Below are 16,369 nucleotides of genomic sequence, written 5' to 3'. Positions count from 1 at the left end.
AGGGGAATTAGTTCGATGAACCACATCAGGAATGGCGCGGTAGTGCTGGTTGTTGCCTTGGGCCTGGCCGCCTGCGGCAAGTCGCCGGACGAACGCGCGGCGGATGCTGCCCAGCAGGCTCCGGCATCCCAGGCTCCGGCCGCGGCGGCCGCGGCGGCCGCACCGGCAGCGGCAAATCCCGTTGCCCAGAAGTACGAAGGCAAGGTCGTGCGTCGCCCTGCAAGCGACGGTAGCAAGGAAGATGGCTGGTTCTATGTCGAGCAGGGCCAGCGCCACTGGATCGTCGACGCCAACTGGTTGCAGGTCAAGAATCTGAAGCCCGAGGATGTCATCGAGATCACCGCTGAGGAACTGAGCCAGATTCCGGAATCGCCGGACGCTCTGGGCGGTGCTGCGGCCAATCCGTCGAACTGAAGCAACGTTCCTTTCCCACTCAGTCCGTGTCCAAAAGCGTGCAACGATCAATTCCGGCCCTTGCTGAACGAATTTCCCGCCATTCGCGCAGTGGCATTGGCCTGACTGCTCTTGCATTTGGAATTGCAATTGTTGCCGTTCTGGTCCGCATCACGGATTGGAATGGCATCGCCGGACGGATGCTGTGGGGCGAAGACGGTCATGTGTTCATTCGCGGAGCAATGGAGGGGGGCTGGCGTACGCTGGCCTCGCCTTACGCCGGCTATCTTCATCTGTACCCGCGCGCCGTCTCGTTGATCGCAACGGCGTTCGGTGCCCACGCGTTGGCACCGATCATGGCAGGCAGTTGGTTCCTCGCTTACGGGGCTGCCGTGGTCGTTTGCGTCCAACGGCTACGGGCCTTGGACGTTCGTCTGCTTCCCGCACTTTGTTTCGTGGTGTTGTTGGGAGTATTGCCGACAACCTCCGAGACGCTGTTCACCGTCACCAATGCACAGTGGTACCTGGCGATCGGGTTGGCGGCGTGCGCGCTTCTCCCGCCCCGGGAGAGCGACAGCTGGCCTCATCTGGCCTTTGCTGCGCTTGCCTCCGTTACCGGGCCTTTCTGCATCATCGTTCTTCCCGTGGCAGTGCTGCAGGCCATTATTCTGAGGCAGTTGGGGCGCCGGCAGTGGATGCTGCTCATCCTGCTGGTTGCGTCGCTCGTCCAACTTTCCTTCTTCGTTGAATCCGACCGGCTTGCCGCGTCGGCAAACCATGATGCAGGTGCTTGGCTGCAAGGGCTGCAGTCCTTCCTGGCATTCGGATCGCTGTCTGCGGTGAGCAAGGTTGTTGCTCTGATCTTTTGGCTTTGCCTTGTGGCGGCGCTTTCAATTGTCGGACGCGAACGAGGATGGCTGGGGCGCGAATTCCTGACCACGCTCTCGGTGCTCGCTGGCGCTGGCATGTTCGCGCTGGCCGGATTCTACGCAATGCGTGACCAGCCAGAGATTGCTTCGCCCCTGGGATTTGGTGCTCGATACTTCGTCATCCCATATGGGATTGTGTTGATGGCGCTGCTGACAACCATTCCGTACGCGCGCCGAACTGCATGGGTGGCCATTGCCGCCTATCTGGCCATCTCGCTGCTGAACTATCGCAGCTTTGATCGCCCTGATCTTGGTTACGACCGCTACCTGAGATTCTCCGAGGTTCATCGGAGTGTGTTCGTTCCAATCAATCCGCAGTTCGATAATTTCCGCGGCGGCTTCTGGTTGAACGCGGAGATTCGGCCTGATCGGGGCATTGCCCCGGTGCAGCTTGATCTGGTGGGCACGCCGACGACATCCAGAACTCCCGCAGGAGGACTGGTCAGGTCCTATGTCGTAGCGCCTGACGCATCCCGTTGTGGCCCAGGAACTGAAGTTCTCGGAGTGGATCTCGCCCTGGATGGGAATTCGGGCCCCGCGAAGATCCAGGCGTCGTGGGCCGCCACGCCTACGGCCCCGCCGGCCACAGGCCCGGTCCTGTCCATCTATCCCGGCGAGAGGCATGCGCAGCTTGCGCTGCCAGCCCCTGCAATTACTGGGAAGACCCTGCATTTTGCACTTGAATCTGCAGAGCAGGCGCAGGTGACCGGCATTTCGCTTTTCTGCATCGGTCGTTGACCACTGCGGTGCTGCGCTGACTCCGGCGAGCGAGACGCTGAATGAACAAGGCCGCCGCGCGGGTGTTCGGGTTCACACAGCGCGGTGGCATGGCGATGAACGGCAAAGGGACCGGGTGCCGTTCAAGCAATGGCTGGTAGGGGAAAGGGCAATGAACTCGGTTTCAATTGTCCTGGCGGAACGACAGATACTTGTGACCGAAGTAGCTGGTCAGCACCGGTACTGCCACACCGACCGCATGTGCCAGGGTTTCATTGTGGTAATTGACATTCAGCAAGGGCAATAGCCAACGTGCCAACACCAGGCTGATGACGATCGTCTGCAATACCGCGGCGAGATTGACGATGACAAACCAGAACGCCTGGCTGCGAACGCCGTTGGTTGCCGATTGGAAAACCAGGGCACGGTTCAGAAGGAACGCGGTGGTCATGCCCAGGCAGTAGGCGATGACGATCGCTGGCACGTAGTGGAGCCACTGGCTGAGGACAATCCTGGAGCCGAAGTTGACGCAGGCGGCAAGGCCGCCTGCGATCAGGAACAGCAGGAACTGGCGGGAAATCACCTGTTGGGCGCTCCAGTGCCGGCAACGCGTGCGAGCTCGCTACCCACAGCGATGCTCTCATTGATCGAACGGTCTTCAGGGTAGTAGTACGCCGTATCAGCCATGTAGAAGCCCTCGACCGGGGTCTTCATTGGCGGCAGCATGTCCTGGAAACCAGGCGGACAGATGGTCTGGGCAAACTCATAGCGATGGCAATGCGTAGCCCGGATCCACTCAGGCTTGAATGCAGGGTTGATCATCGGGAGGTAGCTGATGACCTCATCGATCAACTGCTGATTGCTCCACTGCCACTTGGGATGCGTCTTGGGCATGTAGTACGGCGCATACACGATATGCTCGCCGGGACCCTTGCCTGTATTGAGGTTGCTGTACTCGATCAGGCCCGGGATGGTGATCCGATCGTCGCTGATGTTCATCCAGAAGTTCTCGCTGACCGGCTTGGACAGCTTCAGGATCACGCAGGCGACGGGGATGTTCTCGATTGCGCCAACCTTGTCAGCGAAGGCCTTCGGAAGCCCCGGGACCATCTTCGGTACATACTGGATCGGAGCGGTGGATACGACCGCGTCATACGCCTGGTGGCCATCGGCGGTGCGGATGCCGGTCACCTTGCCGCTCACCGACACCACTTCCTCGATCGGTTTGGACAGCAGGATGCGCCCACCGAGACGCTCGACCTCGGCAGCCATCTTCTGCAGCAGCACGGCCGAGCCGCCTTCCAGGTAGCCCATGCTCTCATTGAGCAGGTTGCGGCGCGACAGCGCCACGCGCTTGATGCGCGTGCCAATCCAGGAAGCCGACAGCTTGTCCTGGTACTCGAAGAACTTCAGCGCGAACGCTTTCTCCCACATCACCTTGTACGCCTTGGGGCCGATCCAGCGGGTGATCCAGTCGCGCGCATTCTCCTTGTCCAGGGCCGTCCAGTCCTGGATGCCCTTGGTGTGCATGACATGCAGGGCATAGCGGATCTTGTCGATGATCCCCAGGTGCGGGAACCCCAGCAGCGCAAACGGCGTGCCCCATTTGTGCAGCTTGCCCTGGTAGTAGTAGCCCATCTTCGTATCCGTCCAGTGCAGGCGATCGGACATCTTCAGCTGTTCTAGCAGCTTGAACAGGGGGTAGTCGGTCTTGCAGATGAAGTGGTAGTAGCGCTCGATGCGCAGACCGTCGAAGTCAAAATCAGCCGACATCCCGCCAATGCGATCGTCGCGCTCGTAGATGTCGACCTTGTGCCCCTGATTGAGCAGCTCCATGGCTGCCATAAGGCCCATGGGGCCGCTACCGATGATCGCAAAATTTCGCATGTGAGAAGTCTTCTTCAGTTCCAGGGGATCAGCGCTGCAGAACGATCTTGCAGTAGCGCGGGTCGGTGTAGCTTTCGCGGATGGCCTCTTCAAACGGCGTCTGCTTGACGCCGAACACAGCTTCGGTGTCGATGCCCTTGAAGTCATCGCCCGCACTCAGCGCCTTGAGCTGGTCCGCGGTGAAGGGCGGTTTGCTGCTGAACAGGCTGTAGACCTTCAGCAGGAAGGCGAAGAAGCCGATCGGGATGTGCACGATGACGGTGCGCAGCTTTTTCACCCGCTTGATGGTGCGGATGATATCCACGTAGTCCACCCGGGTGTCGCCAACGATGTCGAACACTTCGCCGTTGGGCTCGGTCGCGATGCATTCTGCGATGCAGCGGCAGAAATCACGCTCGTACAGGGGCTGCCGCATGAATTTTCCATCGCCGGGGATCGGGAACACCGGCGTGCGTGCCATGAAGCGTGACAGCCAGCCGAGGTGCTTGGGATCGAACCAGCCGAACATCAGTGTCGGGCGCAGCACGCAATGGCGTTGACCGCTTGCGACTACCATCTCCTCCTGCTCGCGCTTGGTGTTGGTGTAGTCATCCTTGGCCACCGAGTTCACCACCGAGGAACTGATGTGGACCATGTAGGGCACGGCAGCATCCTGGGTTGCCTTCAGTACATGGCTGGTAGCGGTGATGTTGTTGCGCACGAACAGGTCGGTGGTCTTGCCGGTGATCTGCGCATGCAGCTGCACCACACAGGCCGCGCCGTTGAACTCATTGGCCCAGGCACCTGGCTCGGCCAGGTCGGCCAGCACCACGCGGACATCCGGGTGCAGATTCTTCAGGATGTCCAGGTTGTGCGCGTGCTTGTCGATGGCCACCAGCTGGCTGTAGCCCTGCTGCTTGAGCTCGACGATCAGGTTCTGCCCGACCAGTCCGGCGGCCCCGGTGATGACGATCTTCGAGTGCTTGTCGGTCATGTCAGAGCTTGATCCTGCGGAAGACGAATTCGGGAATGTTCTTGATGATCATCATGATCGCCCACCAGAAGCCGGGCAGATAGACGACGGCCTTGCGCTTGCCGATGGCCTTGAGGATGCCGGTGGCCACCTTGTCCGGTGTCGCCCACAGCGCTCCCTTCTTGAAGGCAGCCGTCATCGGGGTGTCCACGAAGCCGGGCTTGATGACCAGCACGTTGATGCCGACCGGACGCAGGCGCTGGCCCAGCCCGCTGAGGTAGGCGGTCACTGCGGCCTTGGCGCTGCCGTAAAGGTAGTTGCTGGCGCGGCCACGGTCACCTGCCACCGAGGAGATGACCGCCAGGCTGGCGCCGGACTGCAGGCGCTGGGCCAGGGCGGCCGCCAGAGCGATGGTGGACGTGCCATTGGTGGCGAATTCGCGCAGCGAAAGCGCTACCGATGCATCACAGGCCGCCTGGTCAGGCAGCGTGCCATGGGCGATGAGCACCGTATCCACGCTGCCCAGGGCCGACCAGGCCTCGTCCAGCAGCGCGCTGTGTGCGGACAGGTCGTTCACGTCCAGCACGCCGGTATGCACGTGCTGGGCGCCACGCACGCGCAGGTCGGCGGCGATGGCGTCCAGCTTGTCGGCACTGCGGCCCACCAGGTAAAGCGCGGCGGCACGCCCGGCGTACAGGCGCGCGACGGATTCGGCGATGGCCGAGGTGGCGCCGATGATCAGGATCTTCTGCATGCTTACTCCATCACCCGGCGCCAGAAGCCGGATGAGAATCGGGGGTCGATGAAGCGGGAGAATGCTTCCCAGGCCGGGTAGGCCTGGCGGAACAGCGCGCCGGACATCCGCGCGTCCTTGGCCGGATAGACGGCACCACCGGCCTCGCTGACGATGCGGTCCAGGCGGTCGAGCATCTTCAGCAGTTCCGGCCCGTCATTGGGGAAATCAAGAGCCAGGGTGGTACCTGGCCGCGGGAACGACAGCAGCCCTGGCGAAGGGCGGTCTCCAAACTCCTTCAGTACCGCCAGGAACGAACCGCGTCCGCTGCGCGCGATCTCCGCCAGCAGGGCGGCGGTGGCATCGCGGGCGACTTCGGGCGGCAGGACGCACTGGTGCTGAAGGAAGCCGCGTGGACCATACATGCGGTTCCAGTGATTGATGCCGTCCAGGGGATAGAAATAGCTCTGGTAGTGCGACAGATGGCGGGTGCGACGCGCGGGCTGGCGCCAGTAGTACAACGTATTGAACGGGCGCAGGGTGAGCGGATTGACCAGCGATACCGGCGGTACGACGGGCATGCTGCGACGAGGAGCCGAACTGGGCGTGGCCGCCTGTGCATTGCCCGGCGCATGATCGCCACGCAGGAAGTGGCCGCGGCCGAGTTTCGCTCCACTGGCCAGACAGTCGATCCAGGCGACGGTGTATTCGAAGTCGCTGGCAGAGTCACGCGACAGCTCGAAGAAGGCATCCAGGTTGTCGAAGCGGATCGACTCGGTTTCGATCCAGGGCCCTGGCACACGCCGCAGCTGCAGCTCGACCCAGGTGATGAACCCGGTCAGGCCGAGCCCGCCCAGCGTTGCGGCGAACAGGCCGCTGTCATCGGCAGGCGTGAGCTGCTGGCGTGAACCATCGCTGCGCAGCAGCTCCAGGCAGCGCACGTGATGGCCAAAGGTACCGGCGCGATGGTGGTTCTTGCCGTGTACATCGTTGCCGATGGCCCCGCCCACGGTGGCATATCGGGTGCCAGGCGTGACCGGCAGGAACCAGCCGCTGGGCAGGGCGATGTCGAGGATGTCGGCGAGGGTGACGCCAGCCTCGCAGCGCACGACGCCTGTGGCTGGATCGAAGCCGATGAACCGGTCCAGTGCGCGGCTGGTCAACAGCACGGCACCCGGGTTGAGGCAGCTGTCGCCATAGCTGCGGCCATTGCCACGCGGCAGTACCGTGCCGCCTTCAGGCGGCATCGGCAGCACCGACGCGCGGTCGAGCACCGGAATGATGTGCTGCTCGACGCGTGGGTAGCGCCCCCAGGATTGGCCGGGTGCTGCACTCATATCGCTAGAAGCACGATCAGCACACACAGGCCGATCACGATCTGGCTGCCGCGGTCGGTGGCAGCGAACACGATCGGATCGTCATGCATGTCACCACGGTGGGAGACGATCCACATGCGGCTGATCCAGTAGAGCAGGATCGGGCACAGCAGCCATAGCAGTTTGGGGTTGCCGTACAACGCGAGGCTTTCCGGGCTGTTGATGTACAGGGCGAACACCAGTACGCCAATGTAGCCGGCAGCCGCACCCAGCGACTGCACCAGCGGCAGGTCAGCCACCGAGTAGCCGCGGCCGATCGCCATTTCCTTGCCGTTGGCCAGCGCCGACGCCAGTTCCGTATAGCGCTTTAGCATGGCCAGGCTGAGGAACACGAACATGGAGAACGCCAGCAGCCAGAACGACAGTTCGGAGTTGATGGCTACCGCGCCGCCGATGATGCGTACGGTGTAGAGCGCAGCCAGCAGCACGACGTCGATCATCACGATGCGCTTGAGCTTGAGCGAATAGCTCAGGGTCATCACGTAGTAGCACAGCAGCACGCCGGCGAAGGCCGGGCTGCAGGCCAGGGCGAGGGCGAAACCGGCCAGGGTGATCAGTGGAGCCATCAGCAGGCCATGCAGCAGCGGCAACGTGCCGGCCGCGAATGGCCGCTTGCGCTTGCGTGGATGCATGCGATCCGGGGTCAGGTCGAGCAGATCGTTGAGCAGGTATACGCCGGACGCACACAGGCCGAAGGCGAGGAACGCCGCGCCTGCATCGATGATTGAATCGAGATCGAAGAAGCGGTGCGCCGTCAGCAACGGGACCAGTACCAGCAGGTTCTTCAGCCACTGGTAGACGCGAAGCGCCTTGATCCAGGTGATCAGGCCGCCGTTCTGCGAGGGCAGGTGGGCCAGTACTTCGGTCTGCTTTGCAGCGGCGTTGGCCAGCGCGGCGCCGTTGTTGACCACGATCGCACCACCGGCATGGGCCCAGACCTTCAGGTCGACCTGACCATTGCCCATGTAATCAAAGCTGCGTTCGCCGAAGCGGGCGGCCAGTGCCTGGCCCTTGTGGCTGCCTGACAGGTTGGTGTGGCCATCGCTGGCCATCACTTCTTCGAACAGCCCAAGATGATCGGCGATGGGCTGGACCAGCAGGCGGTCGGAGGCAGTGCACAACACGCGCGGGCGCTGCGTGGTGGTGCGCAGGATCTCCAGCACACGCTCGTCGTAGGGCAGTGTCTCGGCCGGCAGTTTCACGCGGGAGGCCAGCTGCCGCTTCACATGGGCCTTGCCTTTGAGCAGCCAGAAGGGAAGCAGGAAGACGTACAGCGGGTTGTGGGCCAGCAGGGCCAGCAGTGACTCGTACAGGATGTCCGAGCGCAGCAGTGTGCCATCGAGGTCAACGCAGAGCGGGCGATTGGACACCGTCACAGCGCGCCGGCTCCATTGTTGGTTGCATCCAGATTTCGCATTGAAGTGATCTTCATGTCCCTGATAACCCGACGATGATAAGTGATGGAAGCGTCGCGGGCAGCAGCGAGGCTTCAGTGGCTCTGCCGGGCCGAAGAACCGGAGGACTCGAGGATGGCCATCGCCAGCACCCCGACCAGGACGGCCAACCACAGACTGACCAGGCGGATGCCGATGGCGATGGCCAGCGCCGCGTTGGTGTCGACACCGCCCGCGTTCAGCATCACCACGATGGATGCCTCGGTTGTGCCAACCCCGCCTGGTACGAAGGAAAGTGCGCCCACCAGCATTGCCAGGGGATAGATGCCAAGTGCGAGTGGCCATGGCAGGTCGATGCCGGAGGCATGGCACAGCCATGCGAAGGCCATCGCGGTAAGTCCCCAGGCGCCCGCACCCCAGCCGCAACTGGTGGTCAGCAGGCCGGGACGCATCAGCAAACCCAGGGCGCCAGCGCCGTCAACCAGGAAGTGGCCCAACCGGCGCAGGGGGCTGCCCGGCACCAGATCGATCGCACGTCGTGAGGCGCGCGCCAGCGGTGGCCAGCAGGCAAATGCAACCAGCCCAAGCAGGACCAGCAGGATGATCATGGCCAGGACGCCGAAGATGGGCACCAGAGCGGCCGCCCCGACTGCCAGCAGGGTAATGATCAGCAGGTCGATGGCCCGTTCGAAGATGAACGAGCTGAGCGTGGATCTGGCGGGGACGTCCAGCCATCCGAAGTAGCGGATTCGCAGCAGTTCGCCGGCCTTGCCGGGCGAGGCCGTGAAAGCAAAGCCTGCGAGGTAGGCCAGCAGCCCCTGCCGCCACTGCGGAAGCAGGAAGCCTTGGGCGCGCAGAATACTGCGCCATCGCAGGTAACGCAGGAGATAGCTCAGAAGTACCAGCAGCGTGCAGACGCCGAGAGGCGCTGCCATGTCAGCGAGGCGGGACAGAACATTTCTGTCGCGATCGACGTAACACAGCGCGACGACATAGATCGCCGCGATGACGATGACCCAACGGGCTGCCCGTCCCCGGCGGTCCGGCGACGCCGGTACCGGGGACGCGCTTCCACTCATTTACAGTGCCTTTTCCAGCTCCGGCAGGATCGTGAACAGGTCCCCGACCAGGCCGATATCTGCGATCTCGAAGATCGGTGCGTCGCCGTCCTTGTTGATCGCCACGATGGTGCCGGCGTCCTTGATGCCGGTCAGGTGCTGGATCGCGCCGCTGATACCGACGGCCACGTACAGCTCCGGCGCGATGATCTTGCCGGTCTGGCCGACCTGCAGGTCACTGGGCACATAGCCGGCATCGACCGCGGCGCGCGAGGCACCGACGGCAGCGCCGAGCTTGTCGGCCAGCTGGAAGATGACCTTGAAGTTCTCCTCCGAGCCGACGCCACGGCCACCGGAGACCACGCGCTTGGCGCTCTGCAGGTCCGGGCGGTCGCTGGCACCGGCGGCCAGGCCGACGAAGCGGGTGTGGGTCGGCAGCGGGGCGTCGACGCTGGCCGCTTCGATGGCGGCACTGCCACCCTGGGCGGCTTCCGGCCACGACGCGGCACGCACGGTGGCGACCACGACCTGGTCGGCCGGGGCTTCGACGGTGATGATCGCGTTGCCGGCGTAGATCGGGCGCTTGAAGGTATGGCTGCCTTCCACGCTCATCAGGTCGGAGACCTGGTTGACGCCGAGCAGGGCGGCCACGCATGGCATCAGGTCCTTGCCGAAGGTGGTCGACGGGCCGAACACGTGCGTGTAGCCCTTGGCCAGCTGTGCGATCTGCGGCGCCAGTACCTGGGCGATGGCCTGTGCATTGGCGGCGTTGGCCACGGTCAGGACCTTGGCGACGCCGGCGATCTTCGCCGCTTCCGCAGCGACGGCGGCCGGATCGGCGGCCAGCACCACCACGTCGATGCTGGCGCCACTGATGGCGGCGGCGGCGCTGACGGTCTTGGCGGTGGCGGCATTGAGCTTGCCGTCGTGGTGCTCGGCGATGACGAGAATCTTGCTCATTACAGCAGCCCCTTCTGCTTGAGTGCGGCAACCAGTTCGGCTGCGTCCTTGACCATCACACCCTTGCTGCGCTTGGACGGCGCGGCGTAGTGGGTGGTCTTGAAGGTGTCGGCGGCTTCAACGCCGAGGTCGGCCAGCTGCAGGGTCTCCAGCGGCTTGGCCTTGGCCTTCATGATGTCCGGCAGCTTGATGAAGCGCGGCTCGTTCAGGCGCAGGTCGGTGGTGACCACCGCCGGCAGGTCCACTTCGAGGGTTTCCAAGCCGGCATCGACCTCGCGGGTGACCGTGGCCTTGCCGTCAGCGATCTCAAGCTTGCTGGCGAAGGTTGCCTGCGGACGGCCCCAGAGCGTGGCCAGCATCTGGCCGGTCTGGTTGGCGTCGTCGTCGATCGCCTGCTTGCCCAAGATCACCAGGTCCGGCTGTTCCTTCTCGATCAGCTTGAGCAGGGTGCGGGCTGCGGTCAGCGGCTGGATGGCCTGGTCGGTGACCACATGGATGGCACGGTTCGCGCCCATGGCCAGGCCGTTGCGCAGGTGCGCCTGGGCGTCGGCCGGTGCAATGGTGGCAACCACCACTTCGCTGGCGATGCCCTTGTCGCGCAGGCGCAGGGCTTCTTCCAGCGCGATTTCGTCGAAGGGGTTGGGGGACAGCTTGACGCCGTCGGTGACCACGCCGGAACCGTCCGGCTTGACCTGAATGCGGACGTTGTAGTCCACCACGCGCTTGTACGCGACGAGGATTTTCATCTGGTACGGGGTCCTTGTAGTGCCAGCCGCAGGCCGGCTCACATTTGCTGGGGGAACATCCGGTCCTGCAGCAGCAACCGGTTCGGGGGTGGGATCCCGATTCTAGCTGGCCCGGCACGACCATGCGAATGCGTATGGTCTGCTGCATCGCAGCATGACGCGGGATGAATGCGTGGCTGAACGTGTCATTTTCACGTAACTCGAGCAGTCTGGGCGAAGTCTGCGATGTATCCTGTGTCGCTCTATCGGGCGCAGGGTGCGCTCCGGTAATGGAATATCGAAAAGGAGAACAGGTAGTGCCCACATGGCTTGTCACCGGCGGCGCCGGTTTCATTGGCGGAAATTTCGTTCTCGAGGCGGTTGCTCGCGGCGTCAAGATCGTCAATCTCGACGTATTGACCTACGCCGGCAATCTGAAAACCCTGTCCAGCCTGGATGGCAACCCCGACCATGTGTTCGTACAGGGTGACATCGGTGACCGTGCTCTGGTGGCCCGCCTGCTGTCCGAGCACCAGCCCGACGCGGTGCTCAACTTTGCTGCTGAAAGCCATGTCGACCGTTCCATCGACGGCCCCGGCGCGTTCATCCAGACCAATGTGGTTGGCACGCTGGGTCTGCTGGAAGCGGTGCGCGACTACTGGAAGGCGCTGCCGGCCGAGCAGGGCGCGGCGTTCCGCTTCCTGCATGTGTCCACCGACGAGGTGTACGGCACCCTGGGCGAGACCGGCAAGTTCAGCGAAACCACGCCGTATGCCCCGAATTCGCCGTACTCGGCGTCCAAGGCCGCCTCGGACCACCTGGTGCGCGCCTTCCACCACACCTACGGGTTGCCGGTACTGACCACCAACTGCTCCAACAACTATGGCCCGTACCATTTCCCGGAGAAGCTGATCCCGCTGGTGATCGCCAAGGCGCTGGCCGGCGAGCCGCTGCCGGTGTACGGCGATGGCAAGCAGGTGCGCGACTGGCTGTTCGTGTCCGACCACTGCGAAGCGATCCGCACCGTGCTGGCCAAGGGCCAGGTTGGCGAGACCTACAACGTCGGCGGCAATTCGGAAAAGCAGAACATCGAAGTGGTGCAGGCCATCTGCGCACTGCTGGACCAGCGCCGCCCGCGCGCGGATGGCCAGCCGCGCAGCAGCCAGATCACCTACGTCACCGACCGCCCCGGCCATGACCGCCGTTACGCGATCGATGCCTCCAAGCTGAAGAACGACCTGGGCTGGGAACCGGCCTACACCTTCGAGCAGGGCATCACCTTTACCGTTGACTGGTACCTGGACAATCAGGAATGGGTCAACGGCGTGCTCGACGGCAGCTACCGTCTGCAGCGCATCGGCACCGCGGCCTGAACCCAGGAGACACCATGACCCAGCGCAAGGGCATCATCCTCGCCGGTGGCTCCGGCACCCGGCTGTATCCGATCACCAAGGGCGTCAGCAAGCAGCTGTTGCCGGTGTATGACAAGCCAATGATCTACTATCCGCTCAGCGTGCTGATGCTGGCGGGCATCCGTGAAGTGCTCATCATCAATACCCCGCACGAACAGGCGTTGTTCCAGCAGTTGCTGGGCGATGGCTCGCAGTGGGGCATGGACATCCAGTACGCGGTGCAGCCCAGCCCCGATGGGCTGGCCCAGGCGTATCTGATCGGCAAGGAGTTCGTCGCCGGCAAGCCGAGCTGCCTGGTGCTGGGTGACAACATCTTCCATGGCCATGGCCTGCGTGAAGTCCTCAAGCGTGCCGATGAGCGCGTGGACGGTGCCACCGTGTTTGGCTATTGGGTGAATGATCCGGAACGCTATGGCGTGGCCGAGTTCGACAAGAGCGGCAAGGTCATCGACCTGGTGGAGAAGCCGGAGAATCCGCGTTCGAACTATGCAGTGACCGGCCTGTACTTCTACGACGGCAACGCCAGCGCGCATGCCGCTGAACTGAAGCCGTCGCCGCGTGGCGAACTGGAGATCACCGATCTCAACAAGCGCTATCTGGGCGAGAGCAACCTGCACCTGGAAGCGCTCGGCCGTGGCTATGCCTGGCTCGATACCGGCACCCACCAGTCGCTGCTGGAAGCCTCCAACTTCATCGAGACCATCCAGACCCGGCAGGGCCTGCAGGTCTGCTGCCCGGAAGAAATCGCGTTTGGCCAGGGCTGGATCACCGCCGAACAGCTGGAGGCACTCGCCGCGCCGCTGATCAAGAATGGCTACGGCCAGTACCTGCACAAGCTCGCCCTGCGTGGAGTTGTTCCGTGAAAGTGATTGAAACCAAGTTGCCTGGCTGCGTGGTGATCGAGCCGGCGGTGTTCGGCGATGCCCGTGGCTACTTCTTCGAAACCTGGAATGCCGAGCGCTTCGCTGCGCTGGGCCTGCCGGATCGCTTCGTGCAGAGCAACGTCTCGACGTCGGCCAAGGGTGTCCTGCGCGGGCTGCATTACCAGTGGCCGCGGCCGCAGGGCAAGCTGGTCAGCGTGCTGGAAGGCGAGGTCTATGACGTGGCCGTCGACATCCGTCGCGGCTCGCCGACCTTCGGCCAGTGGGAAGCGGTGGTGCTGAGCGCGGAGAACAAGAAGCAGTTCTGGATTCCGGAAGGCTTCGCCCACGGCTTTGCCGTACTGTCCGAGCGCGCGGTGTTCAGCTATCTGTGCACCGAGGTCTACCTGAAGGACTTCGATGCCGGCGTGCGCTGGAACGATTCCGATATCGCCGTGGACTGGCCGATCAGTGCGCCGACGTTGTCGGCCAAGGACGAGAATGCCCCCTTCCTGAAGGACATCGCCGAAGACCGCCTGCCGGTCTACGTGCCATGACCGTTCTGGTCTTCGGTGGCAACGGCCAGGTCGGCCAGGAGCTGCTGCGCGCGCTGGCGCCGCTGGGCAAGGTGGTCGCGACCACCCGCAGCGGCACTCTGCCGGATGGCAGCGCCTGCGAAACCGCCGATTTCGGCCAACCTGACAGCCTGCCGGCACTGCTGGATCGGCTGCAGCCGTCAATCGTGGTCAATGCCGCCGCCTACACGGCCGTTGACCGTGCCGAGCAGGAGGTCGACGCTGCCGTTGCGGCCAATGCGCAGGCACCGGGCGTGATCGCGCGCTGGTGTGCGGCGCAGGGTGTGCCGTTCGTGCATTACTCCACCGACTACGTATTCGATGGACAAGGCACGCTGCCGTACCGCGAGGACGAGCCCACGGCGCCGCTGGGTGTCTATGGCACCAGCAAGCGTGATGGCGAGGATGCGGTGCGTGCAGCGGGTGGGCGCCACCTGATCTTCCGCACGGCGTGGGTGTATGCCTCGCATGGTGCGAACTTCCTGCGCACCATGCTGCGGGTGGGCGCCGAGCGCGACCAGCTGCGCGTGGTGGCTGATCAGATCGGTACGCCGACGCCGGCAGCACTGATCGCCGATGTCACTGCGCAGGCATTGCAGCACCCGGGCCAGTTGTCCGGCACCTGGCACCTGACCGCCACGGGCCAGACCAGTTGGCATGGGTTCGCCGAGGCGATCTTCGCCGAAGCGCTGGCGAAGGGGCTGCTGGACAAGGTGCCCGTGGTGGAGGCCATTCCCAGTTCGGACTATCCGACCCCGGCGCAACGCCCGGCATGGTCGGTGCTGGACAACCACCGGATCCAACGGGATTTCGCGATCGAACTGCCCAGTTGGCAGGCCGGTCTGGCGCGGGTGATGGGCGAGATTGAACTGCCCCGCAACTGAGGCTGGGAACCCCCGAGTGGCGCGTTGCGAACGGGATTCGCGGCGCGCCTTCTCTTTGACAGCCCCTACAAATAGCTTCACCATCGCGCGGCATATTCATCGCCGACGAGAAGGATTTTCATGAGCAGAGCGCTTGCAGGGTCCGCAGTGCGGAGTGGGTTGTCTCCGTTTACCGTGGCTGCAGGCGTGGCGTTGATCACACTGCTGGTACGCCTTCTCTACGTCCAGTTCTTCAGTACGCCAATGCCCTTCTGGGACCAGTGGGACGGAGAGGGGGCCACCGCCCTGCAACCCTGGTTGCATGGGACGCTGCAATGGAGCACGTTGCTGCAACTGCACAACGAGCATCGCATACTGCCCACGCGACTGTTTGCACTGCTGTCGTACTTTCTGACAGGGCAGTGGAACAATGTGTATGAAGCACGCATCGGCGCCGTGGTGGCCTGTTTCATACCCGCGATGCTGGTCTGGTACGCCCTGCGTGACGCTGGCCCGATGAATGGGCGCAAGCTGCTGGTCGTGTTCGCGTTGCTGATGTCGGTCCTGCCGTTCTCCTGGGAGAACTTCCTGGTCGGCTTCCAGAGCCAGTTCTATGTCCTGATCCTGTCCAGCATCGTGGCTGTTGGACTGGTTGCACGCCACCATCAGAGCATTCCTGCGCTGTTGGCGGCGATAGCGCTGAGTCTATTGGCGGCGGTTACCATGGCCTCGGGCATGCTGACTGCAGTGGCGGTGGGCGCTACGTGTGTGATGGCCTGCCTGTGCCTACCCGGCAAGCGTGCGCCTGCGCTGTGCACGACGGTGGTGCTGGCGGTGCTGGCGATCGTTGCCTATCGCTCGATTCCGGTGATTGATGGCCATGCCGTGCTGCGCGCGCAGTCGCTTGGCGAACTGTTGTTGGCCACGACACGCATCCTGTCGTGGCCGGCGCGCTCGAACGGCTGGGTTGCCGTTGTATGGCTGCCGGGGGCGGTGATGATCACTCGCATGCTGCTGCGCCGGCAGGCCACCCGGGCCGACCTGGTGATGGCTGGCCTGTGCATCTGGACCGCGCTGCAGGCCCTGGCGATTGCCTACGGTCGTGGCCACAACATGACTTCCCCGGCACCGCGCTATACCGAGCTGTTCGTTCCCGGCCTGTTCGGCAATGCCTGGTTCGCGCTGCAGCTCTGGGGCCTGCTGCCGCGCTCGGGCCTGCGCAGCGCGGCGCGTGCCGCGGTGGTCGTGTTCGCGCTGGTGGCTGTGGGGGCTCCGCTGAGCCAGGTGGGCAAGGACTTCCGCAGGATCCAGACCTTTGCCGCAGAGAGCCGCCTGCAACAGGAGAATGCCACGCGCTATCTGGTCACGGGTGATCCTGCCGCGTTGGACGTGGGCGAGCGCGAACTGCCTTACCCGGATGCTGCCAAGCTGAAAGCACAATTGGATGACCCCAAGCTTCGCCAGATCCTGCCAGTGAAACTTGAGAGCGTTGCCCCCGAAGGGCGATAGGGGCATCGGAGGCGGTCGATCCGACC

General features: G+C 63.7%; 16 protein-coding genes. 7 read left to right on the top strand and 9 right to left on the bottom strand.

Features of this window, described 5'->3' with window-relative positions:
• Positions 1-15 precede the first annotated feature (15 nt).
• A complete protein-coding gene (locus tag AC5P6X_RS14570) occupies positions 16-414 on the top strand; it encodes a hypothetical protein (RefSeq protein ID WP_099604985.1) in 399 nt (132 codons plus the stop codon).
• A 26-nt stretch (positions 415-440) separates the two neighbouring features.
• Positions 441-2,060 carry a hypothetical protein gene (locus tag AC5P6X_RS14565; protein WP_143572884.1) on the top strand — a complete coding sequence of 540 codons (1,620 nt, stop codon included), beginning with the start codon at positions 441-443 and terminating at the stop codon, positions 2,058-2,060.
• Between the two features lie 163 nt (positions 2,061-2,223).
• On the opposite strand, the gene AC5P6X_RS14560 is transcribed toward AC5P6X_RS14565, so the two are convergent.
• From AC5P6X_RS14560 to AC5P6X_RS14520, 9 genes are all read right to left on the bottom strand, one after another.
• Positions 2,224-2,622, bottom strand: coding sequence for a GtrA family protein (locus AC5P6X_RS14560; protein WP_099604987.1), 399 nt, complete (start codon positions 2,620-2,622; stop codon positions 2,224-2,226).
• Entirely contained in the window at positions 2,619-3,926 is a 1,308-nt protein-coding gene (locus AC5P6X_RS14555; protein ID WP_099604988.1) for an NAD(P)/FAD-dependent oxidoreductase, read from the bottom strand. Before AC5P6X_RS14555 ends, AC5P6X_RS14560 begins: the two co-directional genes overlap by 4 nt.
• A gap of 28 nt (positions 3,927-3,954) precedes the next feature.
• Positions 3,955-4,899: an NAD-dependent epimerase/dehydratase family protein gene (locus tag AC5P6X_RS14550; protein WP_099604989.1), complete on the bottom strand. Its 945-nt coding sequence runs from the start codon at positions 4,897-4,899 to the stop codon at positions 3,955-3,957.
• Between the two features lies 1 nt (position 4,900).
• Positions 4,901-5,632 (bottom strand): SDR family oxidoreductase, encoded by a 732-nt coding sequence (locus AC5P6X_RS14545; RefSeq protein ID WP_099604990.1) that lies wholly within the window; start codon positions 5,630-5,632, stop codon positions 4,901-4,903.
• A gap of 2 nt (positions 5,633-5,634) precedes the next feature.
• Positions 5,635-6,948, bottom strand: coding sequence for an FAD-binding oxidoreductase (locus AC5P6X_RS14540; RefSeq protein WP_099604991.1), 1,314 nt, complete (start codon positions 6,946-6,948; stop codon positions 5,635-5,637).
• Entirely contained in the window at positions 6,945-8,363 is a 1,419-nt protein-coding gene (locus AC5P6X_RS14535; RefSeq protein ID WP_099604992.1) for a UbiA family prenyltransferase, read from the bottom strand. The genes AC5P6X_RS14540 and AC5P6X_RS14535 overlap by 4 nt, the downstream gene beginning before the upstream one ends.
• Before the next feature lie 113 nt (positions 8,364-8,476).
• A complete protein-coding gene (locus tag AC5P6X_RS14530) occupies positions 8,477-9,460 on the bottom strand; it encodes a lysylphosphatidylglycerol synthase transmembrane domain-containing protein (protein WP_099604993.1) in 984 nt (327 codons plus the stop codon).
• Complete coding sequence (locus AC5P6X_RS14525; protein WP_099604994.1) at positions 9,461-10,399, bottom strand: electron transfer flavoprotein subunit alpha/FixB family protein; 939 nt, start codon at positions 10,397-10,399, stop codon at positions 9,461-9,463. It lies immediately after the preceding gene.
• Positions 10,399-11,145, bottom strand: a complete 747-nt coding sequence (locus AC5P6X_RS14520) for an electron transfer flavoprotein subunit beta/FixA family protein (RefSeq protein WP_008267872.1) — start codon at positions 11,143-11,145, stop codon at positions 10,399-10,401. Before AC5P6X_RS14520 ends, AC5P6X_RS14525 begins: the two co-directional genes overlap by 1 nt.
• Before the next feature lie 296 nt (positions 11,146-11,441).
• On the opposite strand from AC5P6X_RS14520, the gene rfbB reads away from it, so the two are divergent.
• From rfbB to AC5P6X_RS14495, 5 genes are all read left to right on the top strand, one after another.
• A complete protein-coding gene (gene rfbB, locus AC5P6X_RS14515) occupies positions 11,442-12,497 on the top strand; it encodes a dTDP-glucose 4,6-dehydratase (protein ID WP_099604995.1) in 1,056 nt (351 codons plus the stop codon).
• Positions 12,498-12,511: 14 nt separating this feature from the next.
• Complete coding sequence (gene rfbA / locus AC5P6X_RS14510) at positions 12,512-13,399, top strand: glucose-1-phosphate thymidylyltransferase RfbA (protein ID WP_012479084.1); 888 nt, start codon at positions 12,512-12,514, stop codon at positions 13,397-13,399.
• A complete protein-coding gene (gene rfbC, locus AC5P6X_RS14505; protein ID WP_099604996.1) occupies positions 13,396-13,953 on the top strand; it encodes a dTDP-4-dehydrorhamnose 3,5-epimerase in 558 nt (185 codons plus the stop codon). Before rfbA ends, rfbC begins: the two co-directional genes overlap by 4 nt.
• Positions 13,950-14,855: a dTDP-4-dehydrorhamnose reductase gene (gene rfbD / locus AC5P6X_RS14500; protein ID WP_099604997.1), complete on the top strand. Its 906-nt coding sequence runs from the start codon at positions 13,950-13,952 to the stop codon at positions 14,853-14,855. Before rfbC ends, rfbD begins: the two co-directional genes overlap by 4 nt.
• Before the next feature lie 186 nt (positions 14,856-15,041).
• A complete protein-coding gene (locus AC5P6X_RS14495) occupies positions 15,042-16,343 on the top strand; it encodes a hypothetical protein (protein WP_143572887.1) in 1,302 nt (433 codons plus the stop codon).
• The last annotated feature ends 26 nt before the right edge of the window (positions 16,344-16,369 follow it).

The organism is Stenotrophomonas sp. YJH_SMC_40 (assembly GCF_059368615.1).
Note: the sequence above shows the minus strand (reverse complement) of the source record. Positions and strands in the feature narration are given on the sequence as shown.

What these genes read in the sequence shown, in the direction of transcription:
- AC5P6X_RS14530 (WP_099604993.1), bottom strand. Translation starts at nt 9,460, where the DNA reads ATGAGTGGAAGCGCGTCCCCGGTACCGGCGTCGCCGGACCGCCGGGGA.
- AC5P6X_RS14520 (WP_008267872.1), bottom strand. Translation starts at nt 11,145, where the DNA reads ATGAAAATCCTCGTCGCGTACAAGCGCGTGGTGGACTACAACGTCCGC.
- AC5P6X_RS14540 (WP_099604991.1), bottom strand. Translation starts at nt 6,948, where the DNA reads ATGAGTGCAGCACCCGGCCAATCCTGGGGGCGCTACCCACGCGTCGAG.
- rfbD (WP_099604997.1), top strand. Translation starts at nt 13,950, where the DNA reads ATGACCGTTCTGGTCTTCGGTGGCAACGGCCAGGTCGGCCAGGAGCTG.
- AC5P6X_RS14570 (WP_099604985.1), top strand. Translation starts at nt 16, where the DNA reads ATGAACCACATCAGGAATGGCGCGGTAGTGCTGGTTGTTGCCTTGGGC.
- rfbA (WP_012479084.1), top strand. Translation starts at nt 12,512, where the DNA reads ATGACCCAGCGCAAGGGCATCATCCTCGCCGGTGGCTCCGGCACCCGG.
- AC5P6X_RS14555 (WP_099604988.1), bottom strand. Translation starts at nt 3,926, where the DNA reads ATGCGAAATTTTGCGATCATCGGTAGCGGCCCCATGGGCCTTATGGCA.
- AC5P6X_RS14545 (WP_099604990.1), bottom strand. Translation starts at nt 5,632, where the DNA reads ATGCAGAAGATCCTGATCATCGGCGCCACCTCGGCCATCGCCGAATCC.
- AC5P6X_RS14550 (WP_099604989.1), bottom strand. Translation starts at nt 4,899, where the DNA reads ATGACCGACAAGCACTCGAAGATCGTCATCACCGGGGCCGCCGGACTG.
- AC5P6X_RS14525 (WP_099604994.1), bottom strand. Translation starts at nt 10,399, where the DNA reads ATGAGCAAGATTCTCGTCATCGCCGAGCACCACGACGGCAAGCTCAAT.